At 69.7% G+C, this 23,270-nt stretch carries 23 protein-coding genes and 1 riboswitch; of the genes, 14 read left to right on the top strand and 9 right to left on the bottom strand.

Annotated elements, in window-relative coordinates; all coding sequences use genetic code 11:
- Positions 1–37 precede the first annotated feature (37 nt).
- The gene (gene plsX, locus BMW85_RS47795; protein ID WP_091094416.1) at positions 38–1,057 is read right to left on the bottom strand and encodes a phosphate acyltransferase PlsX; all 1,020 of its coding nucleotides are present in this window, start codon (positions 1,055–1,057) and stop codon (positions 38–40) included.
- Positions 1,058–1,198: 141 nt separating this feature from the next.
- Positions 1,199–1,756, bottom strand: coding sequence for a DUF1707 SHOCT-like domain-containing protein (locus BMW85_RS47790; RefSeq protein WP_245775498.1), 558 nt, complete (start codon positions 1,754–1,756; stop codon positions 1,199–1,201).
- Between the two features lie 177 nt (positions 1,757–1,933).
- On the opposite strand from BMW85_RS47790, the gene BMW85_RS47785 reads away from it, so the two are divergent.
- Both BMW85_RS47785 and BMW85_RS47780 read left to right on the top strand, forming a co-directional pair.
- Positions 1,934–3,250: a KamA family radical SAM protein gene (locus BMW85_RS47785; RefSeq protein ID WP_091094414.1), complete on the top strand. Its 1,317-nt coding sequence runs from the start codon at positions 1,934–1,936 to the stop codon at positions 3,248–3,250.
- A 393-nt stretch (positions 3,251–3,643) separates the two neighbouring features.
- Positions 3,644–4,882 carry a hypothetical protein gene (locus tag BMW85_RS47780; protein WP_143082677.1) on the top strand — a complete coding sequence of 413 codons (1,239 nt, stop codon included), beginning with the start codon at positions 3,644–3,646 and terminating at the stop codon, positions 4,880–4,882.
- A 469-nt stretch (positions 4,883–5,351) separates the two neighbouring features.
- Here the strand turns inward: BMW85_RS47780 and BMW85_RS50260 are convergent, their stop codons facing one another.
- The 3 genes from BMW85_RS50260 to BMW85_RS47770 form a co-directional block, all read right to left on the bottom strand.
- Positions 5,352–5,507, bottom strand: a complete 156-nt coding sequence (locus tag BMW85_RS50260; RefSeq protein ID WP_177241271.1) for a hypothetical protein — start codon at positions 5,505–5,507, stop codon at positions 5,352–5,354.
- A gap of 179 nt (positions 5,508–5,686) precedes the next feature.
- The gene (locus tag BMW85_RS47775; RefSeq protein WP_177241273.1) at positions 5,687–6,547 is read right to left on the bottom strand and encodes an ABC transporter ATP-binding protein; all 861 of its coding nucleotides are present in this window, start codon (positions 6,545–6,547) and stop codon (positions 5,687–5,689) included.
- Positions 6,540–7,472 carry an ABC transporter permease gene (locus tag BMW85_RS47770; RefSeq protein WP_091094412.1) on the bottom strand — a complete coding sequence of 311 codons (933 nt, stop codon included), beginning with the start codon at positions 7,470–7,472 and terminating at the stop codon, positions 6,540–6,542. The genes BMW85_RS47775 and BMW85_RS47770 overlap by 8 nt, the downstream gene beginning before the upstream one ends.
- Before the next feature lie 609 nt (positions 7,473–8,081).
- On the opposite strand from BMW85_RS47770, the gene BMW85_RS47765 reads away from it, so the two are divergent.
- The 5 genes from BMW85_RS47765 (at position 8,082) to BMW85_RS47745 (ending at position 13,647) form a co-directional block, all read left to right on the top strand.
- On the top strand, positions 8,082–9,590 hold the full coding sequence (locus tag BMW85_RS47765) for a peptide ABC transporter substrate-binding protein (RefSeq protein ID WP_091094411.1): 1,509 nt from the start codon (positions 8,082–8,084) through the stop codon (positions 9,588–9,590).
- A 124-nt stretch (positions 9,591–9,714) separates the two neighbouring features.
- Complete coding sequence (locus tag BMW85_RS47760) at positions 9,715–10,659, top strand: ABC transporter permease (protein ID WP_091094410.1); 945 nt, start codon at positions 9,715–9,717, stop codon at positions 10,657–10,659.
- Positions 10,652–11,596, top strand: a complete 945-nt coding sequence (locus tag BMW85_RS47755) for an ABC transporter permease (RefSeq protein ID WP_091094409.1) — start codon at positions 10,652–10,654, stop codon at positions 11,594–11,596. The genes BMW85_RS47760 and BMW85_RS47755 overlap by 8 nt, the downstream gene beginning before the upstream one ends.
- 16 nt (positions 11,597–11,612) lie before the next feature.
- Positions 11,613–12,647, top strand: coding sequence for an ABC transporter ATP-binding protein (locus tag BMW85_RS47750; RefSeq protein ID WP_091094408.1), 1,035 nt, complete (start codon positions 11,613–11,615; stop codon positions 12,645–12,647).
- A complete protein-coding gene (locus tag BMW85_RS47745; RefSeq protein ID WP_091094407.1) occupies positions 12,634–13,647 on the top strand; it encodes an ABC transporter ATP-binding protein in 1,014 nt (337 codons plus the stop codon). Before BMW85_RS47750 ends, BMW85_RS47745 begins: the two co-directional genes overlap by 14 nt.
- Before the next feature lie 45 nt (positions 13,648–13,692).
- Here BMW85_RS47745 and BMW85_RS47740 read toward each other — a convergent pair whose 3' ends face one another.
- The 3 genes from BMW85_RS47740 to BMW85_RS47730 are packed head-to-tail and all read right to left on the bottom strand — an operon-like array spanning position 13,693 to position 16,470.
- Entirely contained in the window at positions 13,693–14,898 is a 1,206-nt protein-coding gene (locus BMW85_RS47740; protein WP_091094406.1) for a lipid-transfer protein, read from the bottom strand.
- Positions 14,895–15,311, bottom strand: coding sequence for a Zn-ribbon domain-containing OB-fold protein (locus BMW85_RS47735; protein ID WP_091094405.1), 417 nt, complete (start codon positions 15,309–15,311; stop codon positions 14,895–14,897). The genes BMW85_RS47740 and BMW85_RS47735 overlap by 4 nt, the downstream gene beginning before the upstream one ends.
- A 25-nt stretch (positions 15,312–15,336) precedes the next feature.
- Positions 15,337–16,470: a S8 family serine peptidase gene (locus BMW85_RS47730; protein WP_091094404.1), complete on the bottom strand. Its 1,134-nt coding sequence runs from the start codon at positions 16,468–16,470 to the stop codon at positions 15,337–15,339.
- Between the two features lie 389 nt (positions 16,471–16,859).
- Between BMW85_RS47730 and BMW85_RS47725 the strand changes: the two genes are divergently transcribed.
- From BMW85_RS47725 to BMW85_RS47715, 3 genes are read left to right on the top strand one after another with little or no spacing between them, the layout of a single operon-like run.
- The gene (locus BMW85_RS47725) at positions 16,860–17,159 is read left to right on the top strand and encodes a DUF3263 domain-containing protein (protein WP_091094403.1); all 300 of its coding nucleotides are present in this window, start codon (positions 16,860–16,862) and stop codon (positions 17,157–17,159) included.
- A 21-nt stretch (positions 17,160–17,180) separates the two neighbouring features.
- Positions 17,181–17,966, top strand: a complete 786-nt coding sequence (otsB, locus tag BMW85_RS47720) for a trehalose-phosphatase (RefSeq protein ID WP_218156269.1) — start codon at positions 17,181–17,183, stop codon at positions 17,964–17,966.
- Positions 17,967–18,004: 38 nt separating this feature from the next.
- Positions 18,005–18,577, top strand: coding sequence for a hypothetical protein (locus BMW85_RS47715; RefSeq protein ID WP_091094401.1), 573 nt, complete (start codon positions 18,005–18,007; stop codon positions 18,575–18,577).
- Positions 18,578–18,592: 15 nt separating this feature from the next.
- Here BMW85_RS47715 and BMW85_RS47710 read toward each other — a convergent pair whose 3' ends face one another.
- Complete coding sequence (locus BMW85_RS47710; protein WP_091094400.1) at positions 18,593–20,017, bottom strand: alpha,alpha-trehalose-phosphate synthase (UDP-forming); 1,425 nt, start codon at positions 20,015–20,017, stop codon at positions 18,593–18,595.
- A gap of 31 nt (positions 20,018–20,048) precedes the next feature.
- On the opposite strand from BMW85_RS47710, the gene BMW85_RS47705 reads away from it, so the two are divergent.
- From BMW85_RS47705 to BMW85_RS47690, 4 genes are all read left to right on the top strand, one after another.
- Positions 20,049–20,603 carry an RNA polymerase sigma factor gene (locus BMW85_RS47705; RefSeq protein WP_091094399.1) on the top strand — a complete coding sequence of 185 codons (555 nt, stop codon included), beginning with the start codon at positions 20,049–20,051 and terminating at the stop codon, positions 20,601–20,603.
- A 79-nt stretch (positions 20,604–20,682) separates the two neighbouring features.
- Positions 20,683–20,824, top strand: a riboswitch (SAM riboswitch).
- Between the two features lie 13 nt (positions 20,825–20,837).
- Complete coding sequence (thrC, locus tag BMW85_RS47700) at positions 20,838–22,073, top strand: threonine synthase (protein WP_091094398.1); 1,236 nt, start codon at positions 20,838–20,840, stop codon at positions 22,071–22,073.
- A gap of 24 nt (positions 22,074–22,097) precedes the next feature.
- The gene (locus BMW85_RS47695; protein ID WP_091094397.1) at positions 22,098–22,373 is read left to right on the top strand and encodes a MoaD/ThiS family protein; all 276 of its coding nucleotides are present in this window, start codon (positions 22,098–22,100) and stop codon (positions 22,371–22,373) included.
- A gap of 241 nt (positions 22,374–22,614) precedes the next feature.
- Positions 22,615–22,815: a cold-shock protein gene (locus BMW85_RS47690; RefSeq protein ID WP_020546479.1), complete on the top strand. Its 201-nt coding sequence runs from the start codon at positions 22,615–22,617 to the stop codon at positions 22,813–22,815.
- The last annotated feature ends 455 nt before the right edge of the window (positions 22,816–23,270 follow it).

The raw sequence follows: 23,270 nt of genomic DNA, 5'->3' as shown, positions 1-23,270 counted from the left end.
CCCCTGTATCTGTGGATCGGTCTCACACCTTACGGGTTCACCAGAGTCTGTGGGAGCGGTGTGATGTCGCTATTCTGTCGCCGATTCGGGTGACGATCCCATTGGCGGACATATCTGCAGCGAGCTGGCAGGCCGCGCTGATCGCCGGGGCTCGGGAGGAGCCGTGGGCGATCACCACGGTGCCGTTGAGCCCGAGCAGCACGGCTCCTCCGTACGCCTCCGCGTCGAGGCGGTTGCGCAGCTCGCGCAGGCGGTTGCGCTGCAGGGCGGCGCCGAGCTTGGCGAGCCTGCTCTCCTCGACGGCGGTGCGCAGCTCGGCGAAGGCGTAGCGGACCGCGCCCTCCATGGTCTTGAGCGCGACGTTGCCGGTGAAGCCGTCGGTGGTGATCACGTCGACCTTGCCGGTGAGCAGGTCGTGGCCTTCGATGTTGCCGGCGAAGTGCAGGCCGGGGGAGCTCTGGAGCAGCTCGTTGGCGCGTTTGGTCAGCTTGTTGCCCTTCTCGGGCTCGCTGCCGATGGTGAGCAGGCCGATCTTGGGCTCGGTGGCGCCGTGCGCGAGCTCGGCGTACGCGGCGCCCAGATGGGCGAACTGCACCAGCATCTCCGGCTTGGCGTCGGCGTTGGCGCCGGCGTCCACCAGCAGGGTCGGGCGGGGGAGCGTGGGCAGGCGGACCGCGATGGCCGGGCGCAGCACGTGCTGCTGCGCCTTGAGCCGCAGCCGGCCGGTGGCGACGACGCCCGCGGTGGAGCCGGCCGACACCACGGCGCAGGCGTCGCCGCGGCGGACGAGGTGGCAGGCCACCGCGATGCTGGAGCGGGGGCGGCGCAGGCTGGCGAGCGCGCCCTCGTTCATGGCGAGGGCCTCCTCGGCGCGGACGATCGGCACCTCCTGGGTGGCGCCGTGGTCGGCTAGGGCCTCGAAGAGCACGCGGGGGGAGCCGACGAGCACGACGGGCAGGCCGCGCTCACGGACGGCGTGCACGGCGCCGGCCACGATCTCGTGCGGCGCGTGGTCGCCGCCCATGGCGTCCAGCGCGACGGGCCTGCTGTCGGACAATCGTCACCTCGTACGGCGTCTCGCCCGCCGTCACGGCATGGCCGGTGCGCGGGCTCGGTATGTCCGCATCGAGGGCGAGGCTGCTGCCAGGTTAACCGGCGGGTAAGGGTTGTCGTTCCCCGTGCCGCCGGTCGCAGTCCTTCAGCCGAGGTTCCAGTCGGTCTTCGCCCGGGACACGATGACCTTGGAGAACGCCGACTTCCCCGTCACCCTGATGAGCGGCCCGTCCGCCTGGGAGCCGCCGGTCACCAGCCGCTTACCGAAGACGGAGCCGCCCTCGTCGACGACGTGGGCGTTCTCGGGGACGCGCACGATCATCTTGCTGAACCAGGCGTCGGCCTCCAGGGTGATCTCCCTGCCGGGGAGCACGGCGTCCGACAGGTCGATGATCAGGGCGCCGAAGCGGGCGGTGAGCTTGGTGTGGCGGGAGGCCACCCAGCGCCCCCGCCGGATGATCTTGCTGAACGTGGAGTGGATGACCTGCCGCTCGACGGCGGCGGGGGCTCCGGAGGCGGTCACCTCGGGAAGGTCCCTGGTGAGGGGGACGAGCTCGCCCATCGTGGTCGCCGAATAGGCGAGGTCCAGACGGTCGGCGTGCTCGACGCTGGTGAGTCGTCCTGTGGCGAGCGCCTCGCCCAGGACCGCGGCGACTTTGTCGCGGTCGGCGTCCGAGGCGCGTATCGCGGATTCTTCGGTCACGACATCGGAGTCTATGTCCATACGCGATATGTCGCGAGTGTTGGTGAAGCTGAAGGAAAACTTCGAGCCTGGGGGAACCGTGGGCGTGAGCATGCACGTCTCGGTATTAAGGTCCAAGGACGCGCGAAGAGGTCCTTCGGTTTACGTCCGATCGAACAAAAAGATGGGAACGGCCTAGTGATCTTGCAACAAACCGGCACGCGACGCTTCAAGGCGTACACGTCCAAGCATCTCGACGAGCTCCTGCGGCGTGCGGGGCTCGACGACGAGGAACGGCTCAAGGTCCGCGCGGTCGCGACGGTCCTGCCGTTCCGGACGAACGCCTATGTCGTCGATGAACTCATCGATTGGTCGGCCGCGCCCGACGACCCCATATACCGGCTGGTCTTCCCGCAGGCGGACATGCTTCCCGCCGCGGACGTCGCCAGACTGGCCGACCTGCTCAAGGCGGAGGCGCCGAACGCGGAGGTGCAGGCCGAGGCCAACCGCGTACGCGCGCAGCTCAACCCGCATCCCGCGGGCCAGAAGGAGCTGAACGTCCCGAGGATCGGCGACGAGCCGGTGCCGGGCATGCAGCACAAATATCCCGAGACCGTGCTGGTCTTCCCCAAGCAGGGGCAGACCTGTCACGCGTACTGCACGTACTGCTTCCGGTGGGCGCAGTTCGTCGGCGACGCGGACCTGAAGTTCGCCTCCGACGACGTCGGCCGGATGGTCGACTACATCAGCCGGCACCCCGAGGTCACCAGCGTCCTCATCACCGGGGGCGACGCGATGATCATGGGAGAGCCGGTGCTCCGGCGCTACGTCGAACCGCTGCTGGAGCTGGAGCAGCTCGAATCCATCAGGATCGGCACCAAGTCGCTCGCCTACTGGCCGCAGCGTTTCACCGGCGATCCCGACGCCGACGACACGCTCCGCCTGTTCGAGCGGGTGGTGGCGGCCGGCAAGAACCTCGCGTTCATGGCCCACTTCACGCATCCGCGCGAGCTGGAGCCGCCGCAGGTCTCGGCGGCGGTGGAGCGCATCATCGGCACCGGGGCGACGATCAGGACGCAGGCGCCGCTCATCCGCTCCATCAACGACGACCCGGCCGTCTGGACGTCGATGTGGCGGCGGCAGCTCCGCATGGGGATGGTCCCCTACTACCTGTTCGTCGAGCGCGACACCGGGCCGCAGGACTACTTCGCGGTGCCGCTGGCCCGCGCGTACGAGGTCTTCCGTGACGCGTACGCGTCCGTCTCCGGCCTGTGCCGCACGGTACGCGGCCCGTCGATGTCGGCCACGCCGGGCAAGGTGTGCGTGGACGGCGTCATGGAGGTCGCGGGGGAGCAGGTCTTCGTGCTCCACTTCATCCAGGCGCGCGACCCCTCGCTCGTGGGGCGGCCCTTCTTCGCGCGTTACGACCCGGAGGCGGTCTGGCTGACGGACCTGCGGCCGGCCTTCGGCGAACGTTTCCCGTTCGATCCGTCAGGGGTTGCGCTGCCCTCCTGAGTGGAGGCCGGCGCCACCGGAAATCACGTCACCCGGCCCGCGACAATTCATTTCGCGTCCCTATTGTTCGCGGGCCGGGGAGGCGTCATAGCACTTGACAGGCGCGTTCACAACCGCCTCTGCAATATCGGAAACAAGAGCCTCCTATTTCCCGGTTTGTCTTCCCGCTCAACGCTCTCCCCTTACTCGGTAACCGGCCTGCAAACCCCTGTCACATGGGCATTCATGCGCCTGCGGGCGATCACGCCTGGTGGTAGAACTGCTGCCGTAGCTCAGCCGTGACGCACACGCTCAGTGTGGTGCCCATAGCGTGCACGACGCGGCATACGGGGGTTATCGATTCGCATTTCCACCGCATTCGAGAGCGATCGATCACGAGCCGGGAAGGCAATCATGAATCGAGTAGTCAAGGCGGCGGTAGCCGCTACAGCATTCGGCCTGGCGGCGGCGTTGGCCGTGCCCGCCCAGGCCGAGGCCCAATACGAAACCGCCAGGAACGCTCCCGCCGACGGACCGGGCGGAGGCACCAGCGTCGCCGGCGGCAGCCCTGTCGGAGGTCTTCTGGGCGGGCTGACCAGCGGCGGTGTCGGCGGAGGGCTCCTGGGCGGCCTGCTCGGGGGCAAGTCCAAGTCGGCCGCCGCCGGCGGCGGCCAGGTCCGTCGCGAGCCGAGCGAGGCCGAGAAGGACGCCATCGCCGCGAGCGGGCGGCGAGCGCCGGTCAGCCGGCCCCAGACGCCCAACTCCGCCGAGGACGCCGTACGGAGGGGCCGGCCGATCCCCGAGCTGTCGCCGATCCGCAGCGGGATCCCGCTCGGCGGCGGCGGCATGACCGAGGCGCTGCCCGTGGTGTCGGGCGCGCGCCGCGTGGCCACCCCTGCGGGCGGAGCCGCCCGGCGGACCGTGCGTCACACCGCGGCGCTGAACGCCGCCGGCGCCGGATACGGACCGTTCCACCTCGTCACCGGTCTGGTCGAGGACGCCAGGGGCGCGGCGGGCAAGGTGCGGGGCAGCGGCATGCTGGACAGCGCCGCCCTGCCGGGCCTGCCCGGTCCGTCCGGGGCGACGGGCGGCGGCGGTGGTGGCCTGCCGATCAGCGGCCTGCACGGGGTCTCCGACCAGACGGTCAGCGAGCTCACCGGTGGCGCCTCGCCGCTGGACGCGCTCGCCGGGCCGGTGACCGGCCTGGCCTCGCTGCCGCTGAGCGCGCTGTCCGGCGGGCCCCTGGGCGGCCCCCTGAGCGGGCCTCTGAGCGCGCCCCTGGGGGCGCTGTCCGGGCCGCCGGCGGCCGGGCTGCTGGCCGCGCCCGCGCGTGACTTCGACTCCCTGCCGGGCGGCGCCTCGCCCGCCGGCCTCGCCCAGGCGGCGCTGCGGGCGCTGCCGTCCAAGAGCGGGGCGGTCCCGGTCGTCGGCCGGGTCGCGCCGGTCGGGACGGCAGCGGTGGCCGAGGCCCTGCCCGCCACCGTGCGGCACGCGACCGTCGAGGAGCTCGCGCCGCTCGCGGCCGACGCCGCGGCCGTCGTCGAGACGAACGGGACCAAGGCCGTCGCCGGCTACAGCGACCTGATGGCCGCTCTCGGATGGACCACCGACGCGCTGACGAGCTCGGTGCGGGACACCTGGAATCGCGGCTAGGAACGCGATGGAGGCGGTGCTGGACGTGGCTCGCCGAGAGCCGGCGTGGAGGTTCGCGGGCGCCCTGGGTGCCGATGCCCGGGAACCGGCCGTGCCGGCGGAGACGGCTTCGTTCCGCCCCCACCCCCAGCGGTCCCCTGACGGCGTGAACTCCCCTGGGCCGCAGCCACCGGCCGGGACGTCGTCGCACTGACGCGGCAGATCTCCGGGACGCCCCTCAAGGTGCCGGGCGCTCGAAGAGCTGGCGCGCGTGGGTTACGAGCCTCCCGCGGCGAGCGGGCGGTCTCAGTGGCGGGCTCGGGCGGACGCGCCCTGGCCCGGGCTCGGGCAACGCCGTTCTCATGCAGGGCAGCGGCGCCCCCGAGCCCCCGCCGCCGGCCCGATCAGGGTCGGCGGCATTCTCATGTCCGGGGCCTGCCGCTCGGCTCGGCGCGGCGGCGTCGGGGTCTGTCGGGGTCTGTAGGGTCGGTCAGGGCAGTCGGACGCCCGTGCGACGGGCTATCTGCGCCTGCAGTCTCGCCATCTGCCAGTGCAGCTCGATGAGCTGCTCGGCGAGCTGCATCCGCGGGATCTCGGTCACGTCTTCGGTGGCCAGGTGGTCGATCGCGGCCGAAAGCTCTCCCATCGCGCGCTCCCACTCCATCACCGGTCCTTGTCCATCACCGGTCCTCGGCTCGAATTGACGTTCGAATCCTATCGGAACGCGGGGCCCGGTGTCAGTCTTTCGTCCCTCGCGTCCCGGGCGTTTCGCGCATGGCAAAGCGCCGCGCCCTTCGCGGGGGCACGGCGCTCGGACCTGCGGTCTCAGCCCTTGTTGTAGGCGGCGATGACTTCCTTCGGGTCGCCGTCCATGCGGATCTTGCCCTTGTGCAGCCAGATGACGCGGTTGCAGGTCTCCTCGATGACGCGCAGGTCGTGGGCGACGAGGAAGACGGTGCCGGCCGACTCGCGGATCTGGCGGATGCGCTCCTCGCTCTTCTTGCGGAACTCGCGGTCGCCGGTGGCGAGGGCCTCGTCGATGAGCAGGACGTCGTGGGTCTTCGCCGAGGAGATCGCGAAGCGCAGGCGGGCGCCCATGCCCGACGAGTAGGTGGACATCGGCAGCTGGACGAACTCGTCGATGCCGGAGAAGTCGACGATCTCCTGGTATTTCTCGCGGACCTCGGCCGGCGTCATGCCCATGGCGTAGCAGCCGAGCACGATGTTGCGCTCGCCCGTGAGCTCACGCATGAGGGCGGCGTTGACGCCCAGCAGCGAGGGCTGGCCGTCGGTGTAGACGGCGCCCTTGTGCGGGGGCAACAGGCCCGCGATGGCGCGCAGCAGCGTGGACTTGCCCGAGCCGTTGCGGCCCACGATGCCGATGGCGTCGCCGTGGTAGGCCACGAACGTCACGCCTTTGACCGCGTGGACCTCTTTCATCTGCGGGCGGCCCTGGCGCTTGAGTATGCGCGTGAGGGCGTTGACCGCGTTGCCCTTCTCGGAGTCGGAGGCCGCGCCGTAGACGCGGTAGACGATGTGGAGGTCGTCGACGATGACGGTCGGCGTGCCCGTGGGGACGTCGAGTGGCGCCTTGCCCGTGGACTTGGCGGCGGGGCGCGCCTTGGCGTCCTTGGGGACGGCGGGCTTGTCGCCCTTCACCTGCTGCAGCTCCTTGGTCTCAGCCACGCCCGTACCTCTCCTCGGCCCGCCAGAAGTACCAGAAGCCGAATCCGAGCGCGAACACCGCCCAGAATACGCAAGACATCCACACCATTGTCGGCGGGTGGTGCCCCAGCTCGGGGTTGTGGCTCTTGATCAGGATCTCCCGCATCCACTCGATGAAGGAGGCCGCCGGGTTGAGGTACATCAGGTCGGCCACCCACTGGGGGAGGCCGGCCGAGCCCACGACCTTGGCCTGGATCGAGAAGAAGACGCCGGAGGCGTAGAGCCAGGTGCGCGTGATGAACGGCAGCAACTGGTTGAGATCGCGCATCGAGGCGCCCAGGCGGGCCACGACGAGCCCGGCCCCGATGTTGAACATCGTCTGCAGGAGGAGCACCACCGGGATCATGAGCCAGAACCAGGTGGGGAACTCTCCGGTGGCGACCACGAGCACCAGGAGGACGCTCATCGAGATGGCGAGCTGCTGCAGCTCCTGGATCGTGTAGGCCAGCGGCAGCGAGGCGCGGGGGAAGTGCAGGGCCCGGATCATCGACAGGTTGCCGGTGATCGACTTGGCGCCCGCGGTGACCGTGCGCTGGGTGTAGGTGAAGATGAACATCCCGGTCAGCAGGAAGGCCGGGTAGTTCTCGATGTTCTTGCTGCCGCCCAGAATGAGGCCGAACATCAGGAAGTAGATGGCGGCGTTGAGCAGGGGGGTCAGCACCTGCCACAGCTGGCCCAGCGTCGAGTTGGAGTACTTCGAGACGTTGCGCGAGGTCGCGTACGTCAGGATGAAGTGTCGCCGCTCCCATAGCTGGCGCACGTAGACAGGGAACCTCGGCCGTGCGATGGCACGGCGAAGCCCGTATCTCTTGGCGAGCTTGGCCAGCGGCTCCCCGCTACGGCCGCCCGCCTGGGCGTCCGCTACAGCGGATTCCGGCTGGCTCATGGCAAGGACTCTATTGGATCCGGGTCGGTGGGGCGCCTGTCACGCTGGACCGTGACCGGCAGACTGTTGGACGGTGTCTCGGGGCGCCGGGGTTCCAAGCCTCCGCCAAGACCTGTTCAACCGTAGCCCAGGAGGGGCGGGTGATGGTGGCGGAGGCACGAGCAGTCCCCGGCAGGGGGTAATTTTCATCGTCTGTTCAGGTCCAGGTCCAACCGGTACTGGGGTCTTTGTACGATTTACTACAGATCGCGCCGAATGTCTGTGACGCTGGATAGGCAGACGTGTGACCGAACTGCAACGCGCCAGAGACTCGCTGGTGGCAAGTAGTAAGAGATAGTCGCGATCGACTGGCAGGGCGTACGGCTGGCTTGACACGGTCGGCCAAACTCGGGGGGGATACCAGGACTCCCCCGTCAGGCTGCTCACGAACACGCAGCTCAGCGCTGTACGCCCACTGTAGAGGGAGGATTTTTCTTTACCATGCGTGTTACTAAGGGCGCACAGATCGTCGCCGGTACCGCGCTGCTCGCCCTCGCGGTTGCCGCGTGTGGTGGCGGTGCCTCGGAAGGTGGCACTGCCGCGAGTGGTGGCGCCGAAACGCCGGTCCGCATGGAGCTCGGTGAGCCCCAGGAGCTCCTGGTGCCGTCGAACACCACGGAGTCCGAGGGCTCCGAGGTCCTCGCGGCCGTGTTCGAGCCTCTCGTCACCTACGACGAGAACAAGAACGCCATCGAGGCCGCGGCAGAGTCGATCACCAGCGATGACCAGAAGGTCTGGACGATCAAGCTCAAGTCCGGCTACACGTGGCACAACGGCGAGCCGCTCGTCGCGCAGAACTACGTGGACGCCTGGAACTACGCCGCCAACCAGGAGAACGCCCAGAGCGCCGGTTACTTCTTCGGCCGCGTCGACGGCTTCGCCGACCTCAACCCGGGTGAGGGCAAGGCCGTCAGCGCCAAGGGCATGAAGGGCCTGGAGGTCGTGGACGACACGACGTTCAAGGTCACCCTGGCCGCGCCGTTCTCCCAGTTCAAGACGATGCTCGGCTACACCGCGTTCTACCCGCTGCCCAAGGCCGCCTTCGGCGCCGACGGCAAGGTGACGCAGCAGTTCGGCGAGCAGCCCATCGGCCAGGGCCTGTTCAAGCTGGACAAGCCCTACAAGAAGGGCACCGACCAGAGCATCGACATGACCGTGTACGACAAGTACCCGGGCAAGAAGCCGAGCAACTGGACCAAGCTCCAGTTCAAGCTCTACACCGACTCGGACGTCGCCTTCAACGACCTGATGGCCGACAACCTGGACATCCACGACTCGCTCGGCCCTGCGGCGATCGCCCAGGCCAAGTCCTCCCTCGGTGAGCGTTACCAGGACCAGCCGGACGCCGGCGTCGGCTACATCGGCGTGCCGCTGAAGTACAACGCCGAGCTGGACAAGGTCGACGTCCGCAAGGCCATCTCGATGGCCATCGACCGCAAGACCATCGCCGAGACGGTCTTCTCCGGCACCCGCTCCCCGGCCGACGACTTCATCAACCCGGCCATCGCGGGCTACCGCCAGGGCGCCTGCAAGGCGTGCACGTACAACCCGGCCGAGGCCAAGAAGCTGTACGAGGCCGCCGGCGGCCCCAAGACCCTGGAGATCGGCTACAACGCCGACGGTCCGCACAAGGAGTGGATCGAGGCCGTCGCCAACAACCTCCGCGCCAACCTGGGCATCGACGCCGTCGCGAAGCCCTTCGAGAAGTTCGCCAGCATCCTCGACGAGCTGGACGCCAAGAAGTACAAGGGCCTGTTCCGCATGGGCTGGGCCATCGACTACCCGTCGGCCGAGAACTACCTGTCGCCGATCTTCAGCACCGGCGCCATCGCGACCGGCTCGAACTACGGTGGCTACTCGAACAAGAAGTTCGACGACCTGATCGCCCAGGGCGACCAGGCTCCCTCGGTGGAGGAGGGCCTGAAGTTCTACCAGCAGGCCGACGACATCCTCAACGAGGAACTGCCGTACATCCCGGTGTACTTCTACCGGAACAACTCCGGCTACTCCAAGATGGTCAAGAACGTTCACATCAACCTGCTCAACCAGGTCGAGTGGGCTGACGTCGAGAAGGTCTGACGTTGTTCCCGGGGTGGGTGCGGACGCCGCGCCCACCCCATAGGGGTAAGCGAGGAGGCGGCTCCCCGGCCGAAAACCCATAAGGTCAGGGGGGTGGCCTTCTTCGCGTGTACGGGAGGCTTATATGGGCCGTTACATCATCAGGCGTCTGCTCCAGTCGATCCCCGTGTTGTTGGGTGCCACCCTGCTCATCTTCGCCATCGTCTTCGCGCTGCCCGGCGATCCCATCGCGGCGCTGGCGGGCGAGAAACGGGCGGATCCCAACATCGTCGCGATCCTGCGCGAGCAGTACCACCTCAATGATCCGCTGTTGCTCCAGTACTGGTACTACATCAGCGGCGTGATTTTCCGGGCGGACTTCGGCGTCACCTTCGCCGACGTGCCCGTTTCCCAGATCATGGCGGGCAAGTTCCAGGTGACGCTCAACCTGGCGATCACCGCGCTCGTCATCGAGGCCCTCATCGGCGTGGGTCTGGGCCTTTGGGCGGCCCTCAAGCGCGGCAAGGCCATCGACACCATGATCCTCGCCTCGACGCTGCTGCTGATCTCGGTGCCGACCCTCGTGTCCGGCTTCGTCCTGCAGTTCCTGCTCGGCGTACGGCTCAAGCTGTGGACGGGGCTCGACATCTTCCCGATCGCGGGCATCACCGAGGGCTTCCGCAGTTATCTGCTGCCCGGCTTCGTGCTCGCCGGCGTGTCGATCGCGTACCTGACCCGGTTGACCAGGACCAGCCTGGCCGAGACGCTGCGCGCCGACTACATCAGGACGGCCACCGCCAAGGGTCTGCCCCGGCGGCGGGTCGTCGCCAGGCACGGCCTGCGCAACGCGTTGATCCCGCTCGTCACGTTCTTGGGCGCCGACCTCGGCAACCTCATGGGCGGAGCGGTCATCACCGAGAGAATCTTCAACCTGCCGGGCATCGGCAACCAGCTCTTCATGTCGGTGTATCTCAGGGAACAGCCAGTAGTGGTCGGCATCGTGACCATCCTGGTCCTGATCTACATCTTGGCCAACCTGGCCGTGGACGTGATGTACGCAGTGCTCGACCCGAGGATCCGCTATGAGTGACATTCGACCGGGCGGCCCCGTCATCGCGCCCGAGGAGACCCCCGTACCGAAGCCCCAGAAGAAGGAGAAGGCGGCCAAGCCGGCCAGCCTGTGGTCCGACGCCTGGCACGACCTGCGCCGGCGGCCGATCTTCATCATCTCGCTCTGCATCATCGCGGTGCTGGCGCTGATGGCCCTCTGGCCGTCGCTGTTCAGCTCGGTGGACCCGTTCAACGCCCGCACCTGCGAGCTGGCCACCGCCCGTCAGGGGCCCAGCACCGGCCATCCGTTCGGCCGCGACAACCTGGGCTGCGACCTGTACGCCCGCACCATCTACGGCGCGGCGAACTCGCTGGTCATCGGCATCAGCACGACCGTCTTCGCCGCGTTGATCGGCGGCCTCATGGGGCTGATCGCCGGGTTCTTCGGCGGCGGCGTGGACAGCGTGGCCTCCCGGATCACCGAGATCTTCTTCGCGATCCCCAGCATCCTGGGCGCGCTGCTCATCGGCTCGACCTTCCGCGACAGCGGGTGGGGCATCTGGCTGGTGGTCGCCGCGCTCACCATCCTGGGCTGGCCCATGACGTTCCGGATCATGCGAGCGGCGGTCATCACGGCCAAGTCGCAGGACTTCGTGGTCGCGGCGAGGGCGCTGGGCGCCGGGCCGGTCCGGATCATGTTCCGGCATCTGCTGCCCAACGCGCTCGCTCCCGTGATCGTCGTGGCGACGATCAACCTGGGCGGGTTCATCGCGGCCGAGGCCGCGCTGTCCTACCTGGGCGTGGGCGTGCAGCCGCCGGAGATCTCGTGGGGCCTGATGATCGCCGACGCGCAGCGCCGCTTCCTGGAGGCGCCGTTGCCGCTGATCTTCCCGGCCGTCTTCCTGAGCATCACGGTGCTCGCGTTCATCATGCTGGGCGACGCCGTACGCGACGCGCTCGACCCGAAGCTCAGGTAGAGGGGGGGACCATACAGTGAGCAGGACGTCAGCGGACGTGTTGCCGGTCGAGGGAGGACTCGGCAACGAACCGCTGCTCGCCGTCGACAACCTGCACGTGGAGTTCCACACCCGGGCGGGGATCGTGCGCGCCGTGAACGGCGTGAGCTACACGGTCGACCCGGGCGAGACACTGGCCGTGCTGGGCGAGTCGGGCTCGGGCAAGTCGGTGACCGCGCAGGCGATCATGGGCATTCTGGACATGCCGCCCGCGAGCATCCCCAAGGGAGAGATCCGCTTCAAGGGCACCGACATGCTCAAGCTGTCGGAGGAGGCCCGCACCCAGGTGCGCGGCCAGCGCATCGCCATGATCTTCCAGGACGCGCTCTCCGCGCTCAACCCGGTCTTCACCGTGGGCTGGCAGATCAGCGAGATGTTCCGGGTGCACCGGGGCATGTCCAAGGGCGACGCCATGAAGAAGGCGGTCGAGCTGATGGACCGGGTCCGCATCCCGGCCGCCAGGCAGCGCGTCAACGACTACCCGCACCAGTTCTCAGGCGGCATGCGGCAGCGCATCATGATCGCCATGTCGATCGCGCTCGACCCCGAGGTGCTCATCGCCGACGAGCCGACCACGGCGCTCGACGTGACCGTCCAGGCGCAGATCATGGAGCTGCTGGCCGAGCTGCAGCGCGAGAGCCAGATGGGCCTCATCCTGATCACCCACGACCTCGGCGTCGTGGCGGACGTGGCCGACAAGATCGCCGTCATGTACGCGGGACGCATCGTCGAGAACGCCCCCGTGCACGACATCTACCGGGCGCCCGCCCACCCGTACACGAAGGGTCTGCTGGAGTCGATCCCCAGGGTCGACCAGAAGGGCCAGGACCTGTACGCGATCAAGGGCCTGCCGCCCAACCTGCTCGAACTGCCCAGCGGGTGCTCGTTCAACCCGCGCTGCCCTTACCGGCAGGGCAACTGCGAGACCGACGTCCCCCCACTGCATCAGATCAGCGGCACGCGCGGCAGCGCCTGCCACTACTGGAGGGAGGTCCTCGATGGCGATCGGTGAGAAGATCCTCGAGGTGCGTGACCTGGTCAAGCACTTCCCGCTGACCCAGGGCATCCTCTTCAAGCGGCAGATCGGCGCGATCAAGGCCGTGGACGGCGTCTCCTTCGACCTGCACAAGGGCGAGACGCTGGGCATCGTGGGCGAGTCCGGCTGCGGCAAGTCCACGCTGGCCAAGGTGCTGATGGCGCTGGAGCGGCCCACGTCCGGGTCGGTCATGATCAACGGCCGCGACATCGGCCGGGCCAGGGGCGCCGAGCTCAAGCGCATGCGGCGCAACATCCAGATGGTCATGCAGGACCCGTACACCTCGCTGAACCCCCGCATGACCGTGGGCGACATCATCGGCGAGCCGTACGAGATCCACACCGAGGTGGCGCCCAAGGGCGACCGGCGCACGAAGGTGCAGGAGCTGCTGGAGGTGGTCGGCCTCAACCCCGACCACATCAACCGCTACCCGCACCAGTTCTCCGGCGGCCAGCGGCAGCGCATCGGCATCGCCCGCGGGCTGGCGCTCCAGCCGGAGATCATCGTGTGCGACGAGCCGGTGTCCGCGCTCGACGTGTCGATCCAGGCGCAGGTCATCAACCTGCTGGAGCGGCTGCAGAACGAGTTCGGGCTGGCCTACATCTTCATCGCGCACGACCTGTCGGTGGTCCGCCACATCTCCGACCGGGTCGGGGTGATGTACCTGGGCAAGTACGTGGAGCTCGGCAAGGACACCGAGATCTACGACCGGCCCGCGCACCCGTACACGCAGGCGCTGCTGTCGGCGGTGCCGGTGCCCGACCCCGAGGGGCGGGAGCAGCGGGAGCGCATCATCCTCCAGGGCGACCCGCCGTCGCCGGCCAACCCGCCGTCGGGCTGCCGGTTCCGTACGCGGTGCTGGAAGGCGCAGGAGATCTGCGCCGAGGAGGAGCCGCTGCTGCAGATCCGGCCGGGCACGGGGCACGAGAGCGCCTGCCACTTCGCCGAGACGCACGACGTGGTCCACGTCAACTGACGGCTACGGAGAAGGCCCTCCCCTCGCGGAGGGCCTTCTCGCGTCTCATCGCGTCACGACCATCGCGCTGCCGTGGCCGAACAGGCCCTGGTTGGCCGCCAGCCCGGCCCTCGCCCCCTGGACCTGCCGGGGGCCGGCCCTGCCGCGTAGCTGGTCGGTCAGCTCGCAGAGCTGGGCGACGGCCTGGGCGGGGATCGCCTCGCCGAACGAGGCCAGGCCGCCCGACGGGTTGACCGGGATCCGGCCGCCGAGCGCCGTGGCGCCGTCGCGCAGCAGCTTCTCGGCCTCGCCCGGCGGGCACAGGCCGACGTCCTCGGTCCAGTCCAGCTCCAGGGCCGTGGACAGGTCGTACACCTCGGCCAGCGACAGGTCCTCGGGGCCGAGGCCGGCCTCCTCGTACGCGGCGTACGCGATGGCCGCGCGGAAGGGCCGCTCGGGCGGCGGGGCGGCGGCCCAGGAGTCGGTGGCGAAGTTCGGCAGCTCCAGGACCGTGTTGGGGAAGGTCGGCGTGACGGTCGAGACGGCCGCCAGGCGCACCAGGCCGCGGGCGCCGGCGTGCCGGCGGGCGTACGACTCCGAGGCCAGCACCACGGCCGCGCCGCCGTCGGAGGTGGCGCAGATGTCCATCAGCCGCAGCGGATCGGCCACCATGGGCGAGGCCAGCACCTCCTCCGTGGTGACGGTCTTGCGGTAGCGGGCCATGGGGTTGAGCGCGCCGGCGCGGGCGTTCTTGACCTTGACGGCGGCGAAGTCGTACGGGGTCGAGCCGTGCAGGGCCATCCTGCGGCGGGCGTACAGGCCGAAATAGGCCGGATTGGTGGCGCCGAGCAGCCGGAACCGCAGCCAGTCGGGATCATCGGGGCGATCGCCGCCCACCGGGGCGAAGAAGCCCTTGGGGGTCGAGTCGGCGCCGACGACCAGGGCGAGATCGCACAGCCCCGCGAGGATCCTGGTGCGGGCCAGGTCCACGGCCTGGGCGCCGGAGGCGCAGGCGGCGTAGCAGGAGGCGATCCTGGCCCCCGTCCAGCCGAGCGCCTGGGCGTAGGTGGCGCCGGCGACGAAGCCCGGGTAGCCGTTCCTGATGGTGTCGGCGCCGACGAGGTACTGGATGTCGGTCCAGGCGACGCCGGCGTCGGCGAGGGCGGCGCGGGCGGCGGCGAGGCCGTACTCGGCGAAGGGGCGGCCCTGTTTGCCCCAGGGGTGCATGCCGGTGCCCAGCACCACGACGCCGCTGCTTCCCGGGCCGCTCATGAGGCCGCTCCAGGGGCGCGTCGCCACATCCACACCAGCGGGCCGTCCGCGAGGGGGCCCGCGGTGAGCTCCAGTTCCATGCCGACCTCCAGCTCGTCCACGGTGAGGCCGGCGACCTGGCCGAGCACCACGATCCCGGCTCCGTCGAGCTCGACCGCCGCCAGGGTCACCGGCACGTACGGCTGCGCCGCCACGTAGGGCGCGGGCGGCGGGTAGACGGCGTTCGTGTACGACCACACGCGCCCTCGCCGGGGCAGCCGGGTGACCTCCATGTCCGTCCCGTCGCAGCGCGGGTCGGGGCAGGACCCCCGGCGGGGCGGGAAGCAGACGGTGCCGCAGGCCGCGCAGCGGGTGCCGAGCAGCACGACGCCGTCGGCGTCGACGGCGAACCAGCCCTCGATCGCGTACGTCATAGCCGGAGTATCACACAAGCGCTTGCTAGGGTGAATGCCTGGGGCGCCGCCGCCTCGCGGGAACGGCCACGCCCCGCCCTGGCCCGAAGCGGGGGAAGGGCCCGCTGGGGGTGCGCGGTCCGTCGGGCGGGCTCAGCTCGTCCGCCGCGCGTAGCGCCAGTAGGGCGTTGGCCACGCCGTGGCCGTAGGCGGGGGTGTGGCCGCCCGGTGGGCGTCTTCTGGCGCCCTGTTCGATGGCTGTGCGGACCTCGTACGGCGACAGGCCGGGATGGGTGGAGCGTACGAGGGCGGCGATGCCTGCCACGATGGCGGCGGCCGGGCTGGTGCCGTCGCTCACCACGTACGAGCCGGCGCCGTCGGCGGTGACGATCTCCGTGCCGGGCGCGACGACGGACAGGTAGTCCTGCCGGTTGGAGAAGCGGGCCACCCGGAGCCGCCGGTCCACCGCGCCGACGGCGATCACGCCGGGGTAGGCGGCGGGGAAGTTCTTCCTGTTGACGCCGTCGCCGTCGTTGCCCGAGGAGGCCACCAGCACCGCGCCCCTGCCGAGCGCGTACCGGACGGCCTCCGCCTCGGCCGCCGAGCCGTCCCGTGTGCCGCTGCCGCCGCCCAGCGACATGCTGATCACGCCGGCGCCGTGGTCGGCGGCGTAGCGGATGCCGCGCGCCAGGGCGTCGTGCCCGCCCTGGGGCTGCTGCTCGCGCCGTGGGTCGCCGTTCTCCAGCGTGACGCGTACGGACAGGACGCGGGCCTCGGGCGCGACGCCGACGACGCCGGCGGCGTGACCGGGGCCGTGCCCGCGGCCGGCGATCAGGCCGGCCATCGCGGTGCCGTGGTGGCCCCACGGCCCGTCGCCGCGCGCCGCGCCGGTGAGGTCGGGGCCCTCGACGACGGCGCCGGCGAGGTCGGGATGGCGGGCGTCGACGCCGGTGTCGAGCACGGCGACCAGGACTCCCTGGCCCTTGCCGCGCCGCCAGGCCTCGGGCAGGCGCAGCGCGTCGAGCTGCCACTGCCCGGCCCGCGCGAGCGCCCCGATCCCGGCGCTCCCGCCGGCGGCCCTGGTGCCGTGGGAGGCGGTCACGTCGGCGGCGGTCACGGAGGCGGCGGGGACGGTGAGCACGCAGCAGGCGGTCAGCGTCGCGGCGAGGAGCCTCCTCATCGGGGCGAAACGTTCATCGCCATCGTGAGCGCCGGCGACGGGACGCTCCGGGCGTGCCGGCGCCCCGGCGCGGCGGGTCCGGGCGCCGGACGGAGCGCGGTCACGACGGCGGGGAGCGGCACGGCGGACAGCTGGGACACGGAGGACCTTGAGCGAGAGGAGAGGGGGGAACGCTCGAACTGACCGGCATTCTGACACGCGACCGCCACCGCTATCCGACGGTTCGGTAAACAGTCCGATACGGGCAGTAGTTCCGTTCTGGGGGCTTTACTGCTACCGCGTAGGCGAAAGTCGGGACATTCCCGCAGGGCCGGAGCTCAGCACATTACGATTGGCCACGGGCCGTGCGGGTGACGGGACCGTCACCCGTCCCCTCAGAGGAGGACACCATGGGAGCACCCCTCAGCGGTGACGATGCTGCCCACGAGCCGTCCCGACAACCACTCACCGAACGCGACATCGAGCTCCTCGCCTTCGAACGCCAATGGTGGCGCTACGCCGGCGCGAAGGAGCAGGCCATCAAGGAGACCTTCGGGTTCTCGGCCACGCGCTACTACCAGATGCTGGGCGAGTTGATCGACCGTCCGGAGGCGCTTGAGCACGATCCGATGCTGGTCAAGCGGCTTCGCAGGTTGCGCGCGGAGCGGCAGCGCGACCGCGCGGCCAGAAGGCTTGGCATGCGCCCCTGACCGGCTGGGTACTGCAGCCGCGTGGAGAACATCCCTGGAATTGAAGCAATCCTGAAGGACCCGGCCGGGGCCGTGATCGGGCTGGACTTCGACGGGACCCTGTCCCCCATCGTGCCCGATCCGGCGACCGCCGTGATCCACCCCGCGGCGCCCGCGGTGCTCGCCGAGCTCGGCGCGCACGTGCGGGCCGTGGCCATCGTGACGGGACGGCCGCCGGCCACCGCGCTGGAGCTGGGGCCGGGGCTGGCCGACGTTCCCGGGCTGGTCATCCTCGGCCACTACGGCTTCGAGCGCTGGGAGAACGGCCGGATCTCCGCGCCGCCCCCGCCGGCCGGCGTGCCCCGGGCGCGGGCCGAGCTGCCGCTGCTGCTCGACTCCCTCGGCGTCCAGGGCGTGACCGTCGAGGACAAGGGGCGGGCCGTCGCCGTGCACACCCGCCGCGCCCTCGACCCGGAGGGCGCGCTGGCCACGCTGCGCGAGCCGCTGGCCCGGCTCGCCGAGCGGCACGGGCTGGTGGTCGAGCCGGGCCGCATGGTGCTGGAGCTGCGTCCGCCGGGCATGGACAAGGGGCACGCGCTCGGCCTGTTCCTGGCCGAGCAGGACGCGCGTTCGGTGCTGTTCGCCGGCGACGACCTGGGCGACCTCGCCGCCTTCGACGCCGTACGGGCCTCCGGGCTGCCCGGGGTGACCGTGTGCAGCGGTTCGGCGGAGGTGGCCGCGCTGGCCGAGCGGGCCGACATCGTGGTGGACGGCCCGGACGGCGTGCTGGCGTTGCTGTCGGAGCTGGCGTCGGCTTTCAGCCGTTGACGACTGGACTGCAAGTCCGGTTCCCTAAAGTCGGGCTCATGATCAAGCGTTACCTCGCCGTCGCCGCCACCGCCGCCGTCACCCTCACCGCCGGTGCCTTCCCCGCCCACGCGGCGCCCGCCCAGGAGCTGAGGCTGCGTGCCGGGCTCACCCTCTACATCCCGATCCAGTGGGTGGTCCACCGCTTCGGCCCGGACAACATGCAGGTCGTGACCGGCAAGTGCGGGCGGGCCGTGGGCTGGCGGACGGCGGAGTGCGACTCCTTCTACATCCTCGGGCCGTCCTTCATCAAGTACGGCGCGGAGGGCTTCGGCCCCTACACCGGCAAGGACCCGTACTACACGGCGAGCGACGTGCAGCCGTGCCCGTTCAACGGCAAGTGGGGCGAGACCATCGGCCCGAAGGTCTCGCGGGGGCTGCGCCAGGTCGGGCCCGGCCACAAGGCCGCGTACAACGCCTGGAAGTCCACCTGCTCGGACTACCGCTTCACCCAGGTCAAGGCCCACTTCACCCAGCGCGAGTGGTATCTGCCGAAGAGCAAGATCCTGGTCGTGGACCAGTGGAACACCCCGGGCCTGGCCGACACGCTCAAGCACGCCGACTGGCGGTGAGCGCGGGCCCGCGGCTCAGTCGAGGGCGTCGAGCTGGGCCGCGAGCCATTTCTGCGGCGGCAGGGCGGTGGCCGCGGCGCGCAGCTTGTCGCGCCGCGCCCGCCGCTCGTCCTCCGGCATGACCAGCGCCTGGTGCAGGGCGGCGGCCGTGCCGCTGATGTCGTAGGGGTTGACCATCAGGGCGTACGGGCCCAGCTCGGCCGCCGCGCCCGCCTCCCGCGAGAGGACCAGCGCGCAGCGCGGCGACAGCACCGGGCCCTCCTTGGCCACCAGGTTCATGCCGTCGCGGATCGGGTTGACCAGCAGCACGTCGGCCATCCGGTAGGCGGCCAGCGAACGCGGATAGTCGTCGTGGACGTTGAGGATGAGCGGGTCCCAGTCCTCGGTGGCGAACTCGTTCTCGATCTCCTGGGCGCAGCGCTGCACCGAGGCGGTGTACTCGCGGTATTCCGGCAGGTCGTGCCGGCTGGGGTAGGCGAAGGCCAGGTGCACCACGCGGCCGTGCCACTCGGGATGGGCGGCCAGGAACTCGCCGTAGGCGACCAGGCCGCGCACGATGTTCTTGGACAGCTCGGTGCGGTCGATGCGGACGATGAGGCGGCGGTCGCCGACCTGCTCCCTGATCGCCGCGATGTGCGACTCGACGTCGGGCTCGCCGGCCCGCTCCCACAGCGCCGCGCCGTCCACCCCTAGGCTGTGGACGCCGATCCTGGTGGTGCGGCCCTCGTGGGTGACGCTGGGGGCGGCGCGGTCGACCTCCGCCCCGAGCACCGCCTCGCAGCAGTCCATGAACGCCGCCGCCCACCGCTCGGCCAGGAACCCGGCGTGGTCGGCGCCGAGTATGCCCTCCAGGACCTCGCCGGCCACCTCGTCGGGCAGCAGCGAGAAGTACTCGGGCGGCGCCCACGGGGTGTGGCTGAAGTGCGCGATGCGCAGGTCGGGCCGCTCGGCCCTGAGCATGGCGGGGGTGAGCGTGAGGTGGTAGTCCTGCACCATCACGCGGGCGCCGTGCCCGGCCTCCTCGGCGAGGGCGAGCGCGAAGGCGCCGTTGTAGTCGCGGTAGGACTCCCACTCGCGGGCGAAGCGGATGCCGAAGCTGGGCGCGTTGGGGATGTCGTAGAGCAGGTGGTTGACGAACCACAGGGTGGAGTTGGCCACGGCGTTGTAGGCGCGGTGGAAGGTGGTGGCCGGGATGTCGAGCATGCGCAGCGGCCCGGTGTCGTAGCCGGCCTGGTCGAGGCGGCCGCCGGGGGACAGGCGTACGGCGCTGCGGTCGTCGTCGGAGAGCGCCGCACAGACCCACAGGACGCCGTCGTCCTTGGCGACCCCGGAAAGCCCGGAGACGAGGCCGCCGCCGCCGCGTCTCATGATGAGGACACCGTCGTCGGAGACGGTGAAGGAGACCGGCCCTCTGTTGGAGGCCACGAGGACGCTGTTCATCGAAGCTCCTTCCGATCATAGGATCCCAGCTATGGCGCTTGATGAGCTAACCGAGGAACTCGCCCGATCCGCCGCCGCTGGAGATCATCGCGCGCTCGGCGAGTTGCTGGCCAGAATCGAGCCGGATGTGATGCGCCACTGCTCCCGGATCCTGCCTTATCACCAGGATGCCGAGGAGGCGTCGCAGGACACCCTGCTCGCGGTGGCCCGCAACATCGGCCGTTTCGAGGGGCGGGCCAGGTTCAGCACCTGGCTGCACATCGTCACGGCCAACTGCGCGCGCACCACCTACCGGTCGCTGAAGCGCAGGGCGGCCGAGCAGACCTCCGACGAGCTGCCGACGCAGAAGCCGGACGCGCGGCGGGTGAGCGTGATCGCCGGCTCGCGGCTCGACCTGCTCGACGCGATGGAGGCGCTGGAGGCCGACAAGCCGGATCTCGCGCAGGCGCTGGTCCTGCGCGACATCGTGCAGCTCGACTACAACGAGGTGGCCGAGCAGCTCGGCATCCCGCTGGGCACCGCGAAGTCGCGCATCCACCAGGCACGCAAGTACGTCCAGGCGGCGCTGGGAGACGACTATCGGTGAGACGTGCTGTCTCATGCTTTGAGACAGGTGGTAGCTCCCGCCACTTCGGCGGGTAGAGTCGTGTGCAACAACTTCATACAGCTCATCCAGAGGGGTGGAGGGACCGGCCCTGCGAAGCCCCGGCAACCCTCCCGGCTTTCGACTCGCGACCTGGCGAGGCCGACCGGGACAAGGTGCCAATTCCGGTTCGCGGTCAAGGTGGCCGTGGGCGAAGATGAGGGAAGGCCTCGCTTCATGTCGCACGACTTTGGTCCTGCCGTCGCTCTGTCCTGCCGCGAGTGCGGCGCCCGTTACCCCCTCGGGCCGAGCTTCGCGTGTCTGGAGTGTTTCGGTCCGCTCGAAGCGGCCTACGAGTTCGGCCGGGTGACCCGCGAGGACATCGCCGCGGGCCCGGCCAGCATCTGGCGCTACCGCTCGCTGCTCCCGGTCCCCGCCGACGTGGCGAGCAAGCCCAACATGAACCCCGGCTGGACGAAGCTGGTCAGGGCGGGCAACCTCGGGCGGGCGCTCGGCATCAGGTCACTGCACGTCAAGGACGACTCCGGCAACCCCACCCACTCCTTCAAGGACCGGGTGGTCGCCATCGCCGTCGAGGCGGCGCGCAACTTCGGCTTCCACACGCTCTCCTGCTCCTCCACCGGCAACCTCGCGGGCGCGGTGACCGCCGCCGCGGCGCGGGCCGGGCTCGACGCCTGCGTGTTCATCCCGGCCGACCTGGAAGAGGCGAAGATCGCCATGGCCCGGGTGTTCGGCGGCAAGCTGATCGGCATCGACGGCACCTACGACGAGGTCAACCGGTTCTGCTCCGAGCTGATCGGCGACCCGCTGGGCGACAAGTGGGGCTTCGTCAACGTCAACCTGCGGCCCTACTACGCCGAGGGCTCCAAGACGCTCGCGTACGAGATCGCCGAGCAGCTCGGCTGGCGGCTGCCGGAGCAGATCGTCATCCCGATCGCCTCGGGCTCGCAGCTCACCAAGATCGACAAGGGCTTCAAGGAGCTCATCGCCCTGGGCCTGGTCGAGGACACCCCCTACAAGGTCTTCGGGGCGCAGGCGGCCGGGTGCTCGCCGGTGTCGGCGGCCTACAAGGCGGGGCACGAGGTCGTCCAGCCGGTCAAGCCGGACACCATCGCGAAGTCGCTGGCGATCGGCAACCCGGCCGACGGCCCTTACGTGCTGGACATCGCCCGGCGCACCGGCGGGGCCGTCGAGGACGTCACCGACACCGAGATCGTGGCCGCGATCAAGCTGCTGGCCTCGACCGAGGGCATCTTCGCCGAGACCGCGGGCGGCGTCACCGTGGGCGTGCTCAAGAAGCTGGTCGAGACGGGGCGGCTCGACCCCGAGGCGGAGACCGTGGTCCTCAACACCGGCGACGGTCTGAAGACGCTGGACGCCATCGCCGGCGAGTCGTCGCGGCCCACCGCCGTGATCAAGCCGTCTCTCGACGCGTTCCGCGCGACTGTCTGACATACCAGGAAAGGCGAGATAACCATGAGCGTTACTGTGCGGATTCCCACCATTCTGCGCACCTACACCGGCGGAAACGCGGAAGTGAGTGGCGAGGGCGCGACTCTTCGTGACGTGCTCGCCAAGCTCGACGCCGACTACCCGGGGATCGGCGCGAGAATTCTGGATGAATCGGGCAAGATTCGGCGTTTTGTCAACGTTTACGTGGGGGAAGAGGACGTCCGTTTCGCCGAGGGCCTGGACACTGCGGTCCCGCAGGGCACGCAGATCTCCATCATCCCGGCGGTCGCCGGCGGCTGAGTGCCCGTACGACACGAGAGAAGGCGCCCCAAGCGGGCGCCTTCTGCTTTTCGGACCTATTCAAACGTTGAAGTACCCAAGCTGCGAACAAATGCGTCTTTCGCGGATTGACTCTGTTGCCAAACCCCTTGCCACAGGTATGGTCGAGGCGATCGTCTGGCTGATTTGTCGTTAAGTCGGACGATTACGGGTCTCGCGGTGGAATGGGCGAGATCCGTAGCCCCAGTAAGAGGAGTCGGAAGTGGCGCAGGGCACCGTCAAGTGGTTCAACGCGGACAAGGGCTACGGCTTCATCGCGGTAGACGGTGGAAAGGATGTATTCGTCCATTACTCGGCGATACTCATGGACGGGTACCGATCTCTCGAGCAGGGCCAGCGGGTCGAGTTCGAGATCACGCAGGGCCAGAAGGGACCGCAGGCCGAGTCTGTCCGCGCGGTCTGATTCACGTCACCTGGTATGCACCGGCGGGACCCGTACGGCAGCGCAGTCCGTACGAGCCCGCCACCCCTGTAGTCGTCGATCGACGGCGGGCCACACGGTGAGCGGCCCGCCGTCCCTACGCAGATCGGCTGACCTGCGCGGAGACCCTTCCAGAAGGTCGTTCGCTTGCACTCGGCAGGGTAGAGTGCTAAACAGTCGTTGGCACTCTGTGTGGCAGAGTGCCAATAACTCGGGATCGAGACGATGGGGTCTGCCGAACGGAGATGCAGTCCCTGGCCGTCGCGGGCGTCGGCTCGGTCCAGGACAAGCCACCCTGCATCTGGGAGGTCTAGCCTTATGGCAGCCAAGATGATCGCGTTTGACGAGGACGCCCGGCGCGGTCTCGAGCGCGGTATGAACCAGCTCGCTGACGCCGTCAAGGTGACCTTGGGCCCCAAGGGCCGCAACGTCGTGCT

Source organism: Nonomuraea wenchangensis (assembly GCF_900111685.1).
Classification (GTDB): Bacteria; Actinomycetota; Actinomycetes; order Streptosporangiales; family Streptosporangiaceae; genus Nonomuraea; species Nonomuraea wenchangensis.
Note: the sequence above shows the minus strand (reverse complement) of the source record. Positions and strands in the feature narration are given on the sequence as shown.